This is a genomic window from Citrobacter sp. SX206, from assembly GCF_024181025.1.
Lineage (GTDB): Bacteria > Pseudomonadota > Gammaproteobacteria > Enterobacterales > Enterobacteriaceae > Citrobacter > Citrobacter youngae.
The window spans coordinates 2,413,374-2,429,599 of sequence record NZ_CP049738.1 but is presented as its reverse complement, the minus strand read 5'-3'; the positions used below and the strand labels follow the sequence as shown (position 1 = coordinate 2,429,599).

The 16,226-nt window shown below is 51.4% G+C and carries 17 protein-coding genes; 6 read left to right on the top strand and 11 right to left on the bottom strand.

The window, feature by feature from the left end; translation table 11 throughout:
• Positions 1 to 4: 4 nt before the first annotated feature.
• The gene (locus tag G8S19_RS11885) at positions 5 to 1,114 is read right to left on the bottom strand and encodes an AI-2E family transporter (protein ID WP_061067851.1); all 1,110 of its coding nucleotides are present in this window, start codon (positions 1,112 to 1,114) and stop codon (positions 5 to 7) included.
• A gap of 307 nt (positions 1,115 to 1,421) precedes the next feature.
• Between G8S19_RS11885 and G8S19_RS11880 the strand changes: the two genes are divergently transcribed.
• Positions 1,422 to 2,120 (top strand): RluA family pseudouridine synthase, encoded by a 699-nt coding sequence (locus G8S19_RS11880; protein WP_048211772.1) that lies wholly within the window; start codon positions 1,422 to 1,424, stop codon positions 2,118 to 2,120.
• A gap of 19 nt (positions 2,121 to 2,139) precedes the next feature.
• Here the strand turns inward: G8S19_RS11880 and mdtK are convergent, their stop codons facing one another.
• Positions 2,140 to 3,513: a multidrug efflux MATE transporter MdtK gene (gene mdtK / locus G8S19_RS11875; protein WP_048211771.1), complete on the bottom strand. Its 1,374-nt coding sequence runs from the start codon at positions 3,511 to 3,513 to the stop codon at positions 2,140 to 2,142.
• Between the two features lie 217 nt (positions 3,514 to 3,730).
• On the opposite strand from mdtK, the gene G8S19_RS11870 reads away from it, so the two are divergent.
• Positions 3,731 to 4,378 (top strand): riboflavin synthase, encoded by a 648-nt coding sequence (locus tag G8S19_RS11870; protein ID WP_061067853.1) that lies wholly within the window; start codon positions 3,731 to 3,733, stop codon positions 4,376 to 4,378.
• 41 nt (positions 4,379 to 4,419) lie between these two features.
• On the opposite strand, the gene cfa is transcribed toward G8S19_RS11870, so the two are convergent.
• Together cfa and punC are read right to left on the bottom strand one after the other, a co-directional pair.
• Positions 4,420 to 5,568 (bottom strand): cyclopropane fatty acyl phospholipid synthase, encoded by a 1,149-nt coding sequence (gene cfa, locus G8S19_RS11865; protein ID WP_061067854.1) that lies wholly within the window; start codon positions 5,566 to 5,568, stop codon positions 4,420 to 4,422.
• A gap of 290 nt (positions 5,569 to 5,858) precedes the next feature.
• Positions 5,859 to 7,064, bottom strand: a complete 1,206-nt coding sequence (gene punC, locus G8S19_RS11860; RefSeq protein ID WP_101742549.1) for a purine nucleoside transporter PunC — start codon at positions 7,062 to 7,064, stop codon at positions 5,859 to 5,861.
• Between the two features lie 111 nt (positions 7,065 to 7,175).
• On the opposite strand from punC, the gene punR reads away from it, so the two are divergent.
• Positions 7,176 to 8,108 (top strand): DNA-binding transcriptional activator PunR, encoded by a 933-nt coding sequence (punR, locus tag G8S19_RS11855; protein ID WP_048211767.1) that lies wholly within the window; start codon positions 7,176 to 7,178, stop codon positions 8,106 to 8,108.
• On the opposite strand, the gene purR is transcribed toward punR, so the two are convergent.
• Positions 8,105 to 9,130, bottom strand: coding sequence for an HTH-type transcriptional repressor PurR (purR, locus tag G8S19_RS11850; RefSeq protein ID WP_048211766.1), 1,026 nt, complete (start codon positions 9,128 to 9,130; stop codon positions 8,105 to 8,107). The genes punR and purR overlap by 4 nt on opposite strands.
• 297 nt (positions 9,131 to 9,427) lie before the next feature.
• On the opposite strand from purR, the gene cydH reads away from it, so the two are divergent.
• Together cydH and G8S19_RS11840 are read left to right on the top strand one after the other, a co-directional pair.
• Entirely contained in the window at positions 9,428 to 9,517 is a 90-nt protein-coding gene (gene cydH / locus G8S19_RS11845; RefSeq protein WP_003029209.1) for a cytochrome bd-I accessory subunit CydH, read from the top strand.
• 178 nt (positions 9,518 to 9,695) lie between these two features.
• A complete protein-coding gene (locus tag G8S19_RS11840) occupies positions 9,696 to 10,865 on the top strand; it encodes an MFS transporter (RefSeq protein ID WP_048211765.1) in 1,170 nt (389 codons plus the stop codon).
• 40 nt (positions 10,866 to 10,905) lie between these two features.
• Here the strand turns inward: G8S19_RS11840 and sodB are convergent, their stop codons facing one another.
• Complete coding sequence (gene sodB, locus G8S19_RS11835) at positions 10,906 to 11,487, bottom strand: superoxide dismutase [Fe] (RefSeq protein WP_048211764.1); 582 nt, start codon at positions 11,485 to 11,487, stop codon at positions 10,906 to 10,908.
• Between the two features lie 127 nt (positions 11,488 to 11,614).
• Positions 11,615 to 12,445, bottom strand: a complete 831-nt coding sequence (locus G8S19_RS11830; protein ID WP_253685219.1) for a C40 family peptidase — start codon at positions 12,443 to 12,445, stop codon at positions 11,615 to 11,617.
• Between the two features lie 334 nt (positions 12,446 to 12,779).
• Here G8S19_RS11830 and grxD point away from each other — a divergent pair, with 334 nt between their 5' ends.
• Positions 12,780 to 13,127, top strand: coding sequence for a monothiol glutaredoxin 4 (gene grxD, locus G8S19_RS11825; protein WP_063427344.1), 348 nt, complete (start codon positions 12,780 to 12,782; stop codon positions 13,125 to 13,127).
• A gap of 53 nt (positions 13,128 to 13,180) precedes the next feature.
• Here the strand turns inward: grxD and rnt are convergent, their stop codons facing one another.
• From rnt to G8S19_RS11805, 4 genes are all read right to left on the bottom strand, one after another.
• Positions 13,181 to 13,828, bottom strand: coding sequence for a ribonuclease T (rnt, locus tag G8S19_RS11820; RefSeq protein ID WP_048211762.1), 648 nt, complete (start codon positions 13,826 to 13,828; stop codon positions 13,181 to 13,183).
• Positions 13,829 to 13,922: 94 nt separating this feature from the next.
• The gene (gene gloA, locus G8S19_RS11815; RefSeq protein WP_003029198.1) at positions 13,923 to 14,330 is read right to left on the bottom strand and encodes a lactoylglutathione lyase; all 408 of its coding nucleotides are present in this window, start codon (positions 14,328 to 14,330) and stop codon (positions 13,923 to 13,925) included.
• 97 nt (positions 14,331 to 14,427) lie between these two features.
• A complete protein-coding gene (locus G8S19_RS11810; protein ID WP_061067855.1) occupies positions 14,428 to 15,525 on the bottom strand; it encodes an alkene reductase in 1,098 nt (365 codons plus the stop codon).
• Between the two features lie 54 nt (positions 15,526 to 15,579).
• Positions 15,580 to 16,179: a TetR/AcrR family transcriptional regulator gene (locus tag G8S19_RS11805; protein WP_048211760.1), complete on the bottom strand. Its 600-nt coding sequence runs from the start codon at positions 16,177 to 16,179 to the stop codon at positions 15,580 to 15,582.
• Positions 16,180 to 16,226 lie beyond the last annotated feature (47 nt).

Genomic DNA, 16,226 nt, shown 5'->3' with positions numbered 1-16,226 from the left:
GCCATCATAAATCTGGAGGGTTTTTTCCTTCTTCCATGAAGGCTTCATCGATACCTTCTACGTTGCCCTCATGGTCACGTCCGGAGAACAGATTCCAACTGGCCAAAAACAGTGCAGCGATTAGCGGGCCAATCACAAAGCCATTGATACCGTAAATCTCCATCCCACCGAGGGTGGTAATCAATATCAGGTAGTCCGGCATTTTGGTGTCTTTTCCTACCAGTAGTGGGCGCAGGATATTGTCCACCAGTCCGACAATAATGACGAAGAATCCGACAATAAACAGCCCTTGCCACAGTTGGTGGGTGGCAAAGAGGAAAATAGCCGCCGGGACCCAGACTATCGCCGAGCCAACCGCTGGCACCAACGAGAGGAATGCCATTAGTGCGCCCCACAAAACGCTGCCGTCGATGTCGACAATGGCGAAAGCAATGCCGCCCAGCGTGCCCTGTACGACAGCGACAACCGCCGTGCCTTTGACTGTCGCCCGCGTGACACCCACGAATTTGGCAAACAAGTGCTGCTTGGCAAAATCAGACAGCGGTAAGGAATCCAGAATCTGACGCACCAGATACGGTCCATCCTTCAACAGGAAAAATAGCAGGTACAGCATGATGCCAAAGCTGATGGCGAAGCCGAAGGTCCCTTTACCAATCAGGAAAGCACTGCCTGCGAGGTACTGTCCGCCCTGCAGCGCAATGTCGGAGAGTTTTTTCTGGATCTGCGCGACATTATCCAGATTGTGTTCTGCGAGGAATCCTCTGGCCCAGTCAGGAAGATAAGAAAGAATAGAACTGACCACTTCCGGAAACTGCGTATCGTTTTGCTGCAACTTGGTGTAAACCACATTCAGTTCGATTGCCAGCGACGACAGGATCACCATCAGAGGAATAAAGACAATTAAGCAAATAATACCAATAGTGATTAACGATGCCAGACCGTTACGTTCGCCAAGCGCACTGCGCAGTTTGTTTTTTACCGGATTAAAGATAGTCGTCAGAATTGCGGCCCACAAGATTGCGGAGAAGTAGGGGGACAATACGTCGAAAAACGCCCAGGTCACGAGGGCAAGAATGAAAATGAAGAAACCTTTGGTCAGTCCGTTAAATCGCATTAGTGAATCCTGTAACTGAGAAGCAGTCTCGACTATAGAACTGTTCAGCAGAATTACCAACTGTGGATGTTGATTCCGGCTTAACGCCGCCTTGATGAGCAAACAGTGAACTCAGAGCAAAAAATTGCCGCGTGTTCCTGTCTCCGTAAGGGGTGAGCGAATGATCTATCTACTCGCCGAGAAAGGGGGCAACGTGTCTGGAAAGCCAAAAATTCTCCGTCGTTTACTGTCCACCATGAAGCGAGTTGATTCGCCAGCCGGTTGAAAATTCGTTATGATCTATCCCCACTTTTAGTCTGGTTGTCTGATGTCTACGATTCTCGATACCTTTGTTGCTCCGCCGTGCCATGACGAAATAGAAATCCTTTACCAGGATGAACATCTGCTGCTTATCAATAAACCCAGTGGGTTGCTGAGTCTGTCGGGGAAAAATCCGCAAAATCTTGATTCGGTTCACTATCGTCTGGTACAGATATACCCGGGCTGCACGCTGGTACATCGGCTTGATTTTGGTACTTCGGGTCTGATGGTCGTTGCACGCAATAAAGCGATCAATGCAGCGCTCTGTCAGCAGTTCAGCCAGCGTGCGGTGACTAAGGTGTACAGCGCATTGTTATGTGGACACCTGAAACAGGATGACGGTGTGATTGATGCCGCCATTGTCAAAGATCCAGCACTGTTTCCGTTGATGTCGATTAGTGCTATTAGCGGTAAACCTGCGCGTTCCCGTTTTCGGGTGATTGAGCGCTTCAATCAGCTACTGAAGGATGGACGGTCATTGCCCCTGACACGGGTGCAACTGATGCCGGAGACCGGACGAACCCATCAGCTACGTCTTCACTGTCAGCATTTGGGTCATCCGATCTGGGGCTGCGATCTTTATGGTGGACGCGAGTGGCCTGGCACGGAGCAGACGTCGCGGCTGATGTTACACGCCAGCGAACTGCGCCTGGTACATCCCATCAGCCATGAACAAATCAACGTCTGCCATGCCAGCCCATTTTAATCCGGCGGCTATTACGGTGTTATCGTGCTGCACGCTGCAGAATGACGGCTGACGGCTGGCGTTGCAGAAAACGCATCCGCAGCATCATCAGCACCGCGGCAGAGGTCAGGCCAATAATAAAGCCCATCCAGAAGCCCGCTGGCCCCATGCGGTCGACGACCAGATCGGTGAGCGCAAGAATATATCCACTTGGCAAACCCAGCACCCAATACGCCGTGAAGGTGATAAAGAAAATGGAACGCGTATCTTTATAACCACGCAGGATCCCGCTGCCAATAACCTGAATGGAGTCCGAAATCTGGTACACGGCAGCCAGCAGCATCAGCTGTGCAGCCAGTGTGACAACTTCAGGATTATTGTTGTAGAGCAGGGCGATGTGCTCGCGCAAAGTGACGGTGAAAATGGCGGTCATCATCGCCATACATACGCCGACACCTAAGCCAGTTCTGGCAGCGGTCTGTGCATCCAACGTTGATCCCTGACCCAGGCGGTATCCCACACGAATGGTGACGGCAGCCGCCAAAGACATCGGCAGGACAAACATTAATGAGCTGAAGTTCAGCGCGATCTGGTGCCCGGCCACGTCGACAATCCCCAGCGGGGAGACCAACAGCGCCACCACGGCAAACAGCGTGACTTCAAAAAATAATGCCAGCGCAATTGGCAAACCCAGCTGTACCAGGCGTTTCATCACCGCGGTGTCAGGTTTCTGGAAGCCACGCTCATTACGGATATCACGCATTGATCGGGCGTGTTTTACGTAAGAAAGCATGGCGGCAAACATCACCCAATACACCGCCGCCGTTGCCACACCGCAGCCTACGCCACCCAGTTCTGGCATACCCAAATGGCCATAGATGAAAACATAGTTAACCGGAATGTTCACCAGCAGGCCGAGAAAACCCATTACCATTGCCGGTTTGGTCTTGGCCAGGCCTTCGCACTGATTACGGGCAACCTGGAAGAACAAATATCCGGGCGCACCCCATAGCAGCGCGCGCAGATATCCCACGGCTTTGTCGGCCAGTGCAGGGTCAATGTTATGCATAGAGCGGATAATGTATCCCGCATTCCAAAGCACAATCATAATCAGAACGGATACGATCCCCGCCAGCCAGAAACCCTGACGTATTTGATGAGCAATACGATCGCGGCGCCCGGAACCGTTAAGTTGCGCAATCACTGGTGTCAGAGCCAGCAACAGCCCGTGACCAAACAGAATTGCGGGTAGCCAGATGGACGTACCGATAGCAACGGCTGCCATGTCCGTCGCGCTATATCCGCCGGCCATCACGGTATCGACGAATCCCATTGCGGTTTGAGCGATTTGCGCAAGAATCACCGGAATTGCCAGAGCTAATAACTGACGCGCTTCACTTACATACTTTTGCACGTGTACACCACTATATTGTTGTTATTTGAGAGACTAAAAAAGCCGCCTTATATGGCAGCAAGGAGAAAATGCAGGGGGAATTTCAGTCTATTGTAGCGAGGAATCTGTATTTCTCCAGTGAAAAAATAGGCGGGAGCGGCGCATTGCTGGCAACCTGATTTTCCACCTGCTATTGTGCACAGCAGAGATGTCTTAATTGAGTTCAGGAGTTACAGGTATGTTTACGGGTATTGTGCAGGGCACCGCGAAACTGGTGTCGATTGATGAAAAACCGAATTTTCGCACACATGTAGTGGAGTTACCTGAATACATGTTGGATGGGCTGGAGACCGGCGCATCGGTAGCACACAACGGCTGTTGTCTGACAGTGACCGAAATTAACGGTAACCAGATAAGCTTCGATCTGATGAAAGAGACGCTGCGAATCACCAATCTGGGTGACCTGAAGGTCGGCGATTTGGTCAACGTTGAGCGCGCAGCAAAATTCAGCGATGAAATTGGCGGACATTTAATGTCAGGCCATATTATGACTACCGCCGAGGTATCGAAAATTCTGACCTCAGAAAACAACCGCCAGGTGTGGTTTAAAGTTCAGGATCCGTTGCTGATGAAATATATCCTGTACAAAGGATTTATCGGTATTGACGGTATTAGCCTGACGGTTGGCGAAGTCACACCGACACGCTTTTGCGTGCATTTGATTCCGGAAACCCTGGAACGTACGACGCTGGGCAAGAAAAAACTGGGTGCGCGAGTCAATATCGAAATCGACCCGCAAACACAGGCTGTTGTTGATACGGTTGAACGTGTATTGGCCGCGCGTGAAAGCGCTATGAGCAACGTTACTGGCGAAGCGGGCGTTTAAGTCGGAATAAAAAGCCCCCGGTAGTTCGGGGGCGATGCTGTCTAACGGGGAACGCGGAGCCCGTGTTCAACGCCACGAGAGAACACAACCTGCCACAGCTGGATGTCGCGCGCGCGAAATGCGCCAGCACACGCATTCAGGTAATAACTGAACATCCGTTTAAAGCGTTCACTATAGTTGGCGGCAATTTCTGGCCAGGCGGTTATGAAACGCTCGTGCCAGGCCATCAGGGTAGTATCGTAATCCGCACCAAAGTTATGCCAGTCTTCCATCACGAAATGTGGCTCGCTGGCGTTGGCTATCTGGCGAACTGACGGTAAACAGCCGTTCGGGAAGATGTATTTATTGATCCACGGATCAACATTATTGTCGGTTTTTTTAGAGCCGATGGTATGCAGCAAAAAAAGACCGTCTTGCTTTAAATTACGGTCAACAACGTCAAAATAGGTGTTGTAGTTTTTCGGCCCCACATGCTCAAACATACCGACGGAAACGATACGGTCAAACCGGTCATTCAGGTCACGGTAGTCCTGCAGCAAAATCGTGACATCCAGACCTTCACAGCGCGTCTGCGCCATTTTTTGCTGTTCTGCTGAAATAGTCACGCCAGTCACGCTTACCCCGTATTGTGATGCCATGAACTGGGACAAGCCTCCCCAGCCGCAGCCAATATCGAGAACGCGCATACCTGGTTTCAATTGCAATTTATCGGCAATCATTTTTAGCTTCGCCTGCTGGGCAGATTCCAGGGTATCGGCATCTTTCCAGTAGGCGCAGGAATATTGCATGTAGGGATCAAGCATGCGGCTAAAGAGATCGTTACCAAGATCGTAGTGTTCTTTGCCAACGACCCACGCACGTTTTTTGGTTTGTAAATTAAACAGACGGGCCGTTGCGATACGTAGCGTATCTCTGAAGTGGCGGGGAAGTTGGCTTTCAAGACCTGCACGCAGGACTTTGCTAAAAAACATATCCAGCCGATCGCATTCCCACCAGCCGTCCATATAACTTTCACCTAAACCCAACGACCCTTCCTGCAACACGCGTTTGAAAAAGTCGGGGTTTTTAACGCGAATATCTGCCGGTGCCGGGCCATTAATAGTAATGCCTGCACGGCTCAATAGCTCATTGGTGATTCGGTACCAGTCATCATCCGGTACGCTGACGTCTTCTATACATGATGAACTCATAGCTTCTCCATCACTGGTCGGTGATCAGAACCTTAAAACAGCGTAGACGCTTTTTTGGGCTTTGTGAGAAATCTCACGGAATTAATCCGCGAATCTATAATCCGACGTAGAACAGAGGAAGGGAGGAACCCTTGCCGAAAAGGCCATCCATGGAAGAACGGGAACCTGCTTGTTCCCGTTACTCTATAAATCTTATCGTTTTATTAACAACCGAAAATCAGTATAGGCCTGAATTTTTGGCTATTCAACCGAAAATTGTTAGCGGGCTAACTAAATGCCCGCAACAATGATTAATGTGACTCACCGTGTGCAACTTGCGCGCTCTCATCCGGCAAGGATGTGTTCTCAGCCTGTGACTGCATTTTGTAACCTAACGCGGCCAGCAACACTGTCGTCAGCATAACGCTGGTGGTCGTGAGCAGCGGCGTGCTGATTAACCACGAAACGACCAGGCTTGCCAGGAAGCATAACCCCAGTTGCAGCGTATTCTGCAACGCAGCGGCGCGCCCTGTTGCCTGAGGGAATGGACGCAGCGCCTGAGCGACAACGATAGGGTAGATTGCCCCGTTCGCAATGGCCATCACGCAGAATGGGATCAGGATTTCAGCCAACGCAACGTGGTGAATAAAGCCTGTAGCCCAGGTGGCGATAACGCTAATGGCGTACAGGATAAGCAACCATGGCAGAAGCTGGCGACCCTGCCATTTTTGCAGTGCCGCGCGGCAGCCGTAACCCCCGATCAAAAATGCAATAGTTTGCGGGACATAGCTCAGACCAATCACAGCCGGGCTATAGCCCATTTCGCTAAGGATAAATGGTGAACCCGTCAGCCATGCGAAGAAACTTGCAGAACATGCTGCGTAAATCAGTACATTTCCACGGTATGCTTTGGAGCGCAGCAGCGTAGCGAACGTCAGTTTATCCTGGCTGTCGTCGCGCGCTTTTGCCGTTGGTTTTAAGCGCAGGGCCGGCAGCATCAGGATCAGGGTAATCGCAAAAAGGGTAGCAAAAATGGCCTGCCAGGAAAAATGTACCAGGATCCAACTGCCTAATAACGGTGCAAGTGCAGGGGATAATCCAACCAGCGGCATAATGGTGGCAAAAATGCGGTTTACTTTTTGTGAAGGATAATAATCGGTAACCAGCGCCTGCCAGATAACCGAAGCCGCACAGACACCAACGGCCTGAATAAAGCGTAGCACCAGTAAGCCGGTGGCGTTTTCTACCCACAACATGCCCAGGCTGCCCAGTGCGAAGATGGATAAGCCCAGCAGCAAGATAGGTTTGCGACCATAGTGGTCAGAGAGTGGCCCCCACAAAAGTTGTGCGACGGCAAATCCCGCTAAGAACAAGCTAAGGCTGGCACTCACGGCAGAGGCGGGCGTCTGTAAATCGGACTGAATAGCCGCAAAGGCGGGCAAATACATATCCGTTGCCAGAAAACCCAGCACGCTAAGACCTGCCAGCCAGACTAAAAACCCTTTTCCCGGTTGCATTATCGTTTCTCTTTTTAGCAATAGAACATTGCCGCTGAGTGTAGTGAGTGTAATTCTCGCTGTGAAACGCTAATATTTGCTTACTGATTTCAAATTTTTTGCAGGCAGAATATGTGGTCGGAATATTCACTTGAGGTGGTTGATGCGGTGGCGCGTAACGGTAGCTTTAGTTCTGCTGCTCAGGAGTTGCACCGCGTACCTTCGGCGGTAAGCTACACAGTGCGTCAACTGGAAGAGTGGCTGGCTGTGCCACTTTTTGAACGTCGTCATCGGGACGTGGAATTAACGCCTGCTGGCGCGTGGTTTTTAAAAGAAGGCCGATCTGTTATCAAAAAAATGCAGATCACCCGTCAGCAATGTCAGCAAATTGCCAACGGCTGGCGCGGGCAGTTGGCGATCGCAGTCGATAACATTGTCCGCCCGGATCGTACCCGCCAGATGATCGTGGATTTCTACCGCCATTTCGATGATGTGGAACTTCTGGTCTTTCAGGAGGTGTTTAACGGTGTCTGGGACGCGCTTTCAGATGGTCGGGTGGAGTTAGCTATCGGAGCAACGCAGGCCATTCCGGTAGGGGGGCGCTATACGTTCCGGGATATGGGAATGCTGAGCTGGAGTTGCGTGGTGGCCAGTCATCATCCGTTGGCGGCAATGCCGGGACCGCTCAGTGACGATACGTTGCGCAACTGGCCATCGCTGGTACGCGAAGACACGTCCCGTACGCTGCCAAAGCGTATTACCTGGCTACTGGACAACCAAAAACGCGTCGTGGTGCCTGACTGGGAATCATCGGCCACCTGCTTGTCAGCCGGACTCTGTGTCGGGATGGTACCGACGCATTTTGCCAAACCGTGGATCGATAGCGGAAAATGGGTGGCGTTACAGCTGGAAAATCCGTTCCCGGATGCCGCATGCTGTCTGACATGGCAACAGAACGATACGTCGCCGGCATTGAGCTGGCTGCTGGACTATTTAGGGGATAGCGAAACGCTGAACAAGGAGTGGCTGCGGGAGCCGGATGAGGCTCCCGCACAACAGTCTTAACGACGGTAATCGCGGAACGGGCCGTCGGCCACGGAGCGACGCTCTACCAGGCGTGGGTGTACCTCGATGGACTGCGATTCTTCACGTTTATTCACGATTCGGTCTAACAGCATGTTGAAGGCCGTTTCACCAAGTGAATCTTTTGGCTGATGGATGGTTGTCAGCGCAGGGGTGAAGTAACGGGCGTTGCGCACGTTGTCGTAACCGATAACTGAGATATCCTGCGGCACGCGCAGTCCCATCTCATCTGCGGCACACAGCGCACCCATCGCCATAATATCGCCACCACAGAATACGGCGGTTGGGCGATGTGACTGGGAGATGATTTGCTGCATAGCGCGGTAGCCGGATTCAGGCTCAAAATCACCCTGGACAATCCAGTTGTCAGGCACTTTAATCAGCGCTTCTTCCATCGCTTTCATGAAGCCAGCCAGGCGGCCTGCGCCGGTATTACGCTCCATAGGTCCTGGGATCACGCCGATCTCACGATGACCGCGTTCGATCAGATACCGGCCTGCCATGTAACCGCCTTCGAAAGCGTTATCAATGACGGTATCGGTAAAGTCGGCTTTTGCTTCGCCCCAGTCCATAACCACCATTGGAATATGGCGATACTCTTCGAGCATGGAAAGCAGTGATTCCGGATATTCTGAACACATTACCAGCAAGCCATCTACGCGCTTTTGCGCCATCATAGACAGATAAGCCTGCTGTTTTTCGAGACTGTTCCAGGCGTTGCCCAAAATCAGGGTGTAGCCTTTCTGGAAACAATTTTTCTCAACGGCCTCGATAATTTCGGCGAAATATGCCGCTTCGCTGCTGGTTGCCAACAAACCGATCGATTTGGTGTGATTCACCTTCAGGCTACGTGCAACTGCGCTAGGTGAGTAGTGCAGCTCTTTGATCGCTGCCCAGACAGCGTTGCGCGTTTCTTCAGCGACAAAGCGCGTTTTGTTAATTACGTGTGATACGGTTGTAGTGGAAACGTTTGCTCGCTTCGCTACATCTTTAATAGTTGCCATTACATCTCACTCCAGACCATATCCTAAGCTCCTGAGAATACTCCAGGTAAACGTTTGCCTTCACACACCCTCAACGCAACGTCAGGGTTGCGGCACGCCGGGAAAACGACACGGAACGTCAGGAAGGGGTCAATGGCCGGTACGCTAATCAAGTAAGCGTGGAATTTTGTCTGATCTTAACGAAAAGGGGAAGAGTTAAAAGCAGTTATCAATATAAATCGTGAGAGATTTTTGCTTTCAAGTGTGTAAAAATGCGCAATATCACTTTTTGTGTGGGAATAAAAAGGAGAAAACTTGATGAGCACCGATCTGAAATTTTCGTTAGTAACGACCATAATTGTTCTGGGCCTGATTGTCGCGGGTGGCCTGACTGCAGCACTGCACTGATTTCCCCCCGAGGGAGTTCGCTCTCCCTCATCCTTTCTGCTTGCCTTTTCCGTCCTATTTTTTGCAAATAAGCAAAAGTCTTTTGCAGTTTTGTTAACTTTATTAATTTTGCGATCAATGTCATGCTTTTGACTCTTATGATGTGTCGTGCCAAGGCTCGACGTTACGGAGTCGATAGATGAAACTCAATTATCCTTTACTGGCGCTGGCGATAGGTGCGTTTGGCATTGGAACGACCGAATTTTCTCCTATGGGGTTGCTACCCGTCATTGCCAAAGGCGTGGATGTATCCATTCCGGCCGCAGGGATGTTAATCAGCGCGTATGCGGTAGGCGTGATGGTTGGCGCCCCGCTGATGACATTACTGCTGTCCCATCGTGCGCGTCGCAATGCGCTTATCTTCCTGATGGCCATTTTTACGTTGGGTAATGTACTTTCGGCGATATCTCCGGATTACACGACGCTGATGCTGTCGCGCATTTTGACCAGTCTTAACCACGGGGCATTTTTCGGCCTTGGCTCTGTGGTTGCCGCAAGCGTGGTGCCCAAACACAAACAGGCCAGTGCCGTAGCAACCATGTTTATGGGGTTAACAATTGCCAATATTGGCGGTGTTCCCGCAGCAACCTGGCTTGGGGAAACCATCGGCTGGCGTATGTCCTTTATGGCGACGGCGGGACTGGGTGTTATCGCCATGGTCAGCCTGTTCTTCTCATTACCCAAAGGTGGGGCAGGAGAGCGCCCGGATGTCCGCAGCGAACTGGCGGTACTCATGCGTCCGCAGGTGTTGTCGGCTCTGCTGACGACCGTTCTGGGGGCCGGGGCGATGTTTACGCTTTATACCTACATCTCACCCGTGCTGCATAGCATTACTCATGCTACACCGGCGTTTGTCACCGCTATGCTGGTGCTGATTGGCGTTGGGTTCTCTATCGGTAACTATCTGGGGGGTAAACTGGCTGACCGTTCGGTTAACGGTACGCTAAAAGGCTTTTTACTGCTGCTGATGATTATTATGCTGGCGATACCTTTCCTTGCGCGTAATGAGCTGGGTGCGGCCGTGAGTATGGTGGTGTGGGGTGCAGCAACGTTTGCGGTGGTTCCGCCGCTGCAGATGCGTGTGATGCGCGTTGCCAGCGAGGCGCCTGGATTGTCATCGTCAGTTAATATTGGCGCGTTTAATCTGGGGAATGCCCTGGGAGCGGCGGCTGGTGGGGCGGTAATTTCCGGAGGGTTGGGCTACAGTTTCGTACCGGTAATGGGGGCGATTGTGGCGGGACTTGCGCTACTGCTGGTCTTTGTCTCGGCAAGGAAACAAGCGGAAGAAGTCTGCAACGCAACGAATTAAAAACAAAAACGCAGAAGGGAAACCCTTCTGCGTTGTCATCTTATGCTGCGAAGTTTTTCGCAACAAATTCCCAGTTCACCAGTGCCCAGAAGTGTTCCAGGTAGCCAGGACGGGCATTACGATAATCGATGTAGTAAGCATGTTCCCACACGTCAACGGTCATCAGCGGCGTCGCGTCAGTCGTCAGCGGTGTACCTGCGTTGGAGGTGGACACGATAGCCAGTTTGCCATCCGTTCCTTTGACCAGCCAGGTCCAGCCAGAACCGAAATTCTTGATAGCGGCATCGGTGAATTGTGCTTTGAAGTCTGCAAAGCTGCCAAAGGAGGCGGCAATCGCTTCGGCCAGTTTACCGGTCGGCTCGCCACCTGCGTTCGGGGCCAGGCAGTTCCAGTAGAACGTGTGGTTCCAGACCTGGGCTGCGTTATTGAATACACCACCTTCAGAGCTACGTACGATCTCTTCCAGTGATTTACCTTCAAACGCCGTGCCTTTAATCAGGTTATTCAGGTTAGTAACGTAAGTCTGGTGATGTTTGCCATAGTGGTATTCCAGCGTTTCGGCAGAAATGTGCGGTGCCAGAGCATCTTTGGCATACGGTAATGCAGGTAATTCGAACGACATTGCTTCTCTCCTTATTATTTATATTGAGTACACACAATAGCCTCATTGTGAGTAAGGATAGGGTAGCAAATTGAAAGGTTATGCAAAAGAAGAACTTACCCTACAGCATATTCTGTAGGGTAAGTTTTTAGCGAATTGTTTTCGGCGTCATTACACGGCGAGCGCCCACGTAGTGGCGTTGCCAGTAATCTTCGCTCAGAGAGGTTATTTGAATTTCCTGACCGCTGCGTGGAGACTGGATAAATTTACCATTGCCGACATAGACGCCAACGTGGTCGGCGGTACCGCGACCTTGCGTGCGGAAGAAGACCAAATCACCGTTTTTCAGTTCGCCACGTTCAATCGGCGCAGCGTCGCGCAGGTGATACATTTCATTGGCGGTACGCGGAATGCGGAACTTGACCAGATCTTTGTATGCGTAATAAACCAGCCCGCTGCAATCAAAACCGGTTCTGGGTGAGGTGCCCCCCCAACGGTAAGGTTTGCCGATTTGGTTCATCAGGGTAGACATGGCGGTTTTGGTTGCTTTCTGTACTTTCACTTTATGTACATCAGCAACGGCTGTTGGCGCAGTCGTCTTCACTTTTACACAACGTGGCTTATGACCTTTGCGCGGGGTACATTTTTCAGTCCAGGTGACGGCGGGGGATTGTATTGCCGCTGTTTTACTACGACGGTTTGCTGTTTTCGTCGATTTTGCCGGAGTCGCTGTGCGTTTTTTGGAGGAGGAAGCCGTTTTCGTACTGGTTTTACTGGTGTTTTTTGTCGCCGTTTTCTTGTTGGTTTTTGTTGCTTTTTGGCTGGCTGTTGCGCTTTTCTTTTTATCTACCGTCTTGACGGTGTGGGAAGCGGTAGGTGTCGTACTGGCCTGCTTGGAAGCATGAGCCATAGGCGTAAAAGGCAGTGTGGTAAAAAGTAAAGCACAGAGCGTGATCGAGATTCGGTTTATCCGCGCCACTGAGCAGTCCTCTGGTAAGGCAGGTCTATCGTGCCTGCGTGTGATTTTCAAAACTTGACGATTCTAATCTATAGAAAGAGGGAAAGTTAATAGCTTTTTTCGTTTAAAACTACGTTTCGTAACCGACCGCAAAAAAAAACAGCAATTCAGGGCGTAATTGGTGAACAGATAATCAAATCCACAGGCTCCATGCGGATAAATGAGATTGTGAATGCAACTTTTAACGACAGGCGATAAAATAATATCGCGTAATGAAAATGTTATTTTCCGTTACCTGCCTGACCCGCTACAATGTCAGACTACTGCCGTAAAAGAAGTTTAAGGAAGCAAGATAATGAGCACCACTATCGAAAAAATCCAGCGCCAGATCGCTGAAAACCCGATTCTCCTGTACATGAAAGGTTCCCCAAAACTGCCAAGCTGCGGTTTCTCTGCTCAGGCTGTGCAGGCGTTGTCCGCCTGTGGTGAACGTTTTGCTTATGTTGATATTCTGCAGAACCCGGATATTCGCGCCGAGCTGCCGAAATATGCCAACTGGCCGACTTTCCCACAGCTGTGGGTTGATGGTGAACTGGTAGGCGGCTGTGACATTTTAATTGAAATGTACCAGCGCGGGGAGTTGCAGCAGTTGATTAAAGAAACTGCGGCGAAATACAAAACCGAAGAGCCAGGCGCTGAGTAATTTTAGCGGAAATAAAAAAGCGACCTGTGATGGTCGCTTTTTTTATCGGTCCGTTATGCTTCTTCGGGCATGGGAAGAGGCCAACCGCCGAGGCGTTTCCAGCGGTTAACGATTTCGCAAAACAGAACGGCTGTCCGTTCTGTGTCATACAGCGCCGAGTGCGCCTGAGTCCCATCAAACTCCATTCCTGCAGCCAGACAGGCTTTTGACAGTACTGTTTGCCCCAACGACAGGCCGCTTAATGCTGCCGTATCAAAGGTGACGAAGGGGTGAAACGGATTACGTTTCAGTGAAGCGCGTTCTGCTGCAGCCATCATAAAACTGTGATCAAATGTCGCATTGTGCGCCACCATGATAGCCCGATTACAGCCGCTATCTTTAATACCTTTACGCACCATTTTGAAGATGGCATGCAGCGCGTCGTACTCGCTGACCGCGCCACGCAGCGGGTTGCTCGGGTCGATACCGTTAAATGCCAGCGCTTCGGGTTGTAAATTCGCCCCTTCAAACGGTTCAACGTGGAAATGTAACGTCATGTCCGGCATCAGCCAGCCTTGTTCATCCATTTTCAGAGTGATGGCGGCAATTTCAAGCAGCGCATCGGTTTTGGCGTTAAATCCTGCTGTTTCGACATCAATGACGACAGGATAAAAACCACGAAAACGGTCACACAGACCGGAAAGTTGAGCGTTATCGGACATCTGGGTCTCTTAATACGGGAAAATTGCAGCGCGTATTATGGCAAAATGATGAGTATAAAACTACGGGCACAGACGATCTGCGCCCGAGGGGGGGTTAGTCGCCCAGACCGCGGCCGGCGTCTTTTTCTTCGATCAGCTCAATTTTATAGCCGTCCGGATCTTCAACAAACGCGATCACTGTTGTGCCGCCTTTTACCGGACCCGCTTCACGCGTTACGTTACCGCCGTTTTGACGAATACGTTCACAGGCCTCTGCCGCGTTATCTACGCTCAGGGCGATATGACCGTAGGCTGTGCCCAGCTCATACTTATCGACACCCCAGTTATAAGTCAGTTCGATCACCGCTTCGCTGGTTTCCGGGCCGTAGCCGACAAAGGCCAGAGAGTACTTGTATTCAGGGTTTTCGCTGGTACGCAGCAGCTTCATGCCCAACACGTTAGTATAAAACTCGATGGAACGCTGCAGGTCACCCACGCGCAGCATGGTATGAAGTAAACGCATCTTTTTCCCCTTCGAAAATGGCTAATACATTCAAAATGTTGTTTTAGTATAGCGGCGTTGTTACGCCGCTATCAATGGCAGAACTGAGTTTGTGAGGTTACAGGGTAGGATAATCGGTATAGCCTTCAGCACCGCCGCCGTAGAAACTTTCCGCACGCTGTGGATTGAGCTCGGCTTTACGCTGCAGACGTGCAACCAGATCCGGGTTAGCAATGTAAGCACGACCAAAGGCAACAGCATCGATCAGACCTTTCTCGATCAGTGATTCGGCTTTCTCTGGCGTATAGGCGCCCGCACCAATAATCGGACTGTGGAAACGGGCGCGAACTTTCTCGCGAAACGCGTCTGAATACGGTTCGCCACCAGCCCAGTCTGGCTCGGACATGTGCAGATAAGCAATGCCGCGCTTGCCCAGTTGTTCAATCAGGTACAGAGCATCAGCCTCTTCATTCGGACCGTTGTCGACGTTCTGGAACGAGCCGATAGGGGAAACACGGATACCAATGCGATCGGCACCCCATTCTTTAATACCTGCATCGACGACTTCCAGTACCAGACGAGCACGGTTTTCAACACTACCGCCGTATTGATCGGTACGCTGGTTAGACGTTGGTGACAGGAATTGATGCAGCAGGTAGCCGTGAGCGGAATGCAGTTCAACCATGTCGAAACCCGCTTCGCGTGCGTTGGCAATCGCCTGACGGAAGTCATTTACTATGCCAGGGATTTCTTCGGTTTCCAGCGCACGCGGCATTGAGGTATCGACACGTGTTGCCTGGCCATTTTCATCGCGCAGTGAGGTGCGGGTACCGGCGCTAATCGCAGAAGGCGCAACCGGTGCCTGACCATTTGGCTGCAGACTGGCGTGAGAAATGCGCCCGGTGTGCCACAACTGAACAGCAATATGACCTTGCTCAGCATGTACGGCCGCAGTGATTTTTTTCCATGCGGCAATCTGTGCTTCGCTGTGTAGCCCCGGCGCCCCTGCATAGCCTTTCGCCTGGGCGGAGATCTGCGTCGCTTCGCTGATAATAAGACCTGCGCTGGCGCGTTGACGGTAATACTCGGCCATCAGCGGAGTAGGGATGTCGCCCGGCTCGATGCTGCGCAGACGCGTCAGTGGCGCCATGAATATGCGGTTCGCTGCCGTAATGGCGCCCACTTTCAGTGGGGAAAACAGTTTTTCAGATGACATGTGGCACTCCTGAATAGACCGGTCGTCTAGTAATAAAAGAAATAAAAACGCCTGTTAAACGGCAGGCGTTGTAATGATGGTTTTAACGTGCGCCAGCGCATTTTCCAACGGAGTGGCGCTACGAGAAATCTTGGCCTGGAGGTTGGCGCCCAGCCACAATGCATACAGCACCTGTGCCTGCTGTAACGGCTCGCCAACAAAGGACAGACAGTGATTGCCCCGGCCTTTCTCCAGCGCCTGCGCTAACAGCGCAATAATGTGCCGTGCACCTTTATCCATCGCTGTGCGCATATCCTCTGACAGATCGCACACTTCGGCAGACAGCTTAACGGTTAAACAGCCGCTGATAATCCCGTGCTGGCTAAACTGGTTCAGGGTTTCCTGATAGTAGGCCAGGATACGGTCGCGGTAATTCCCCGCCCCTGTAGCAAAATGCGTAGCCAGTCGCTGATGATAGGCCGCATAGTGGCGTTCCAGCATCGCGACGCCGAACGCTTCTTTAGAGCGAAAATAGTGATAAAACGAACCTTTAGGAACTTCAGCGGTTTTCAGTAGTTCGCTTAAGCCCATGCCGGTGAAGCCGCGCTGCATACACAGCAGTTCGCCGGTCGCCAGCAGATGTTCGCGTGTATCGTGTTCAGTGACTTTGTTCATGGGAAGAAGTGTAATAGACCAGTCGGTCTAATGCAATAGCCCTTGCG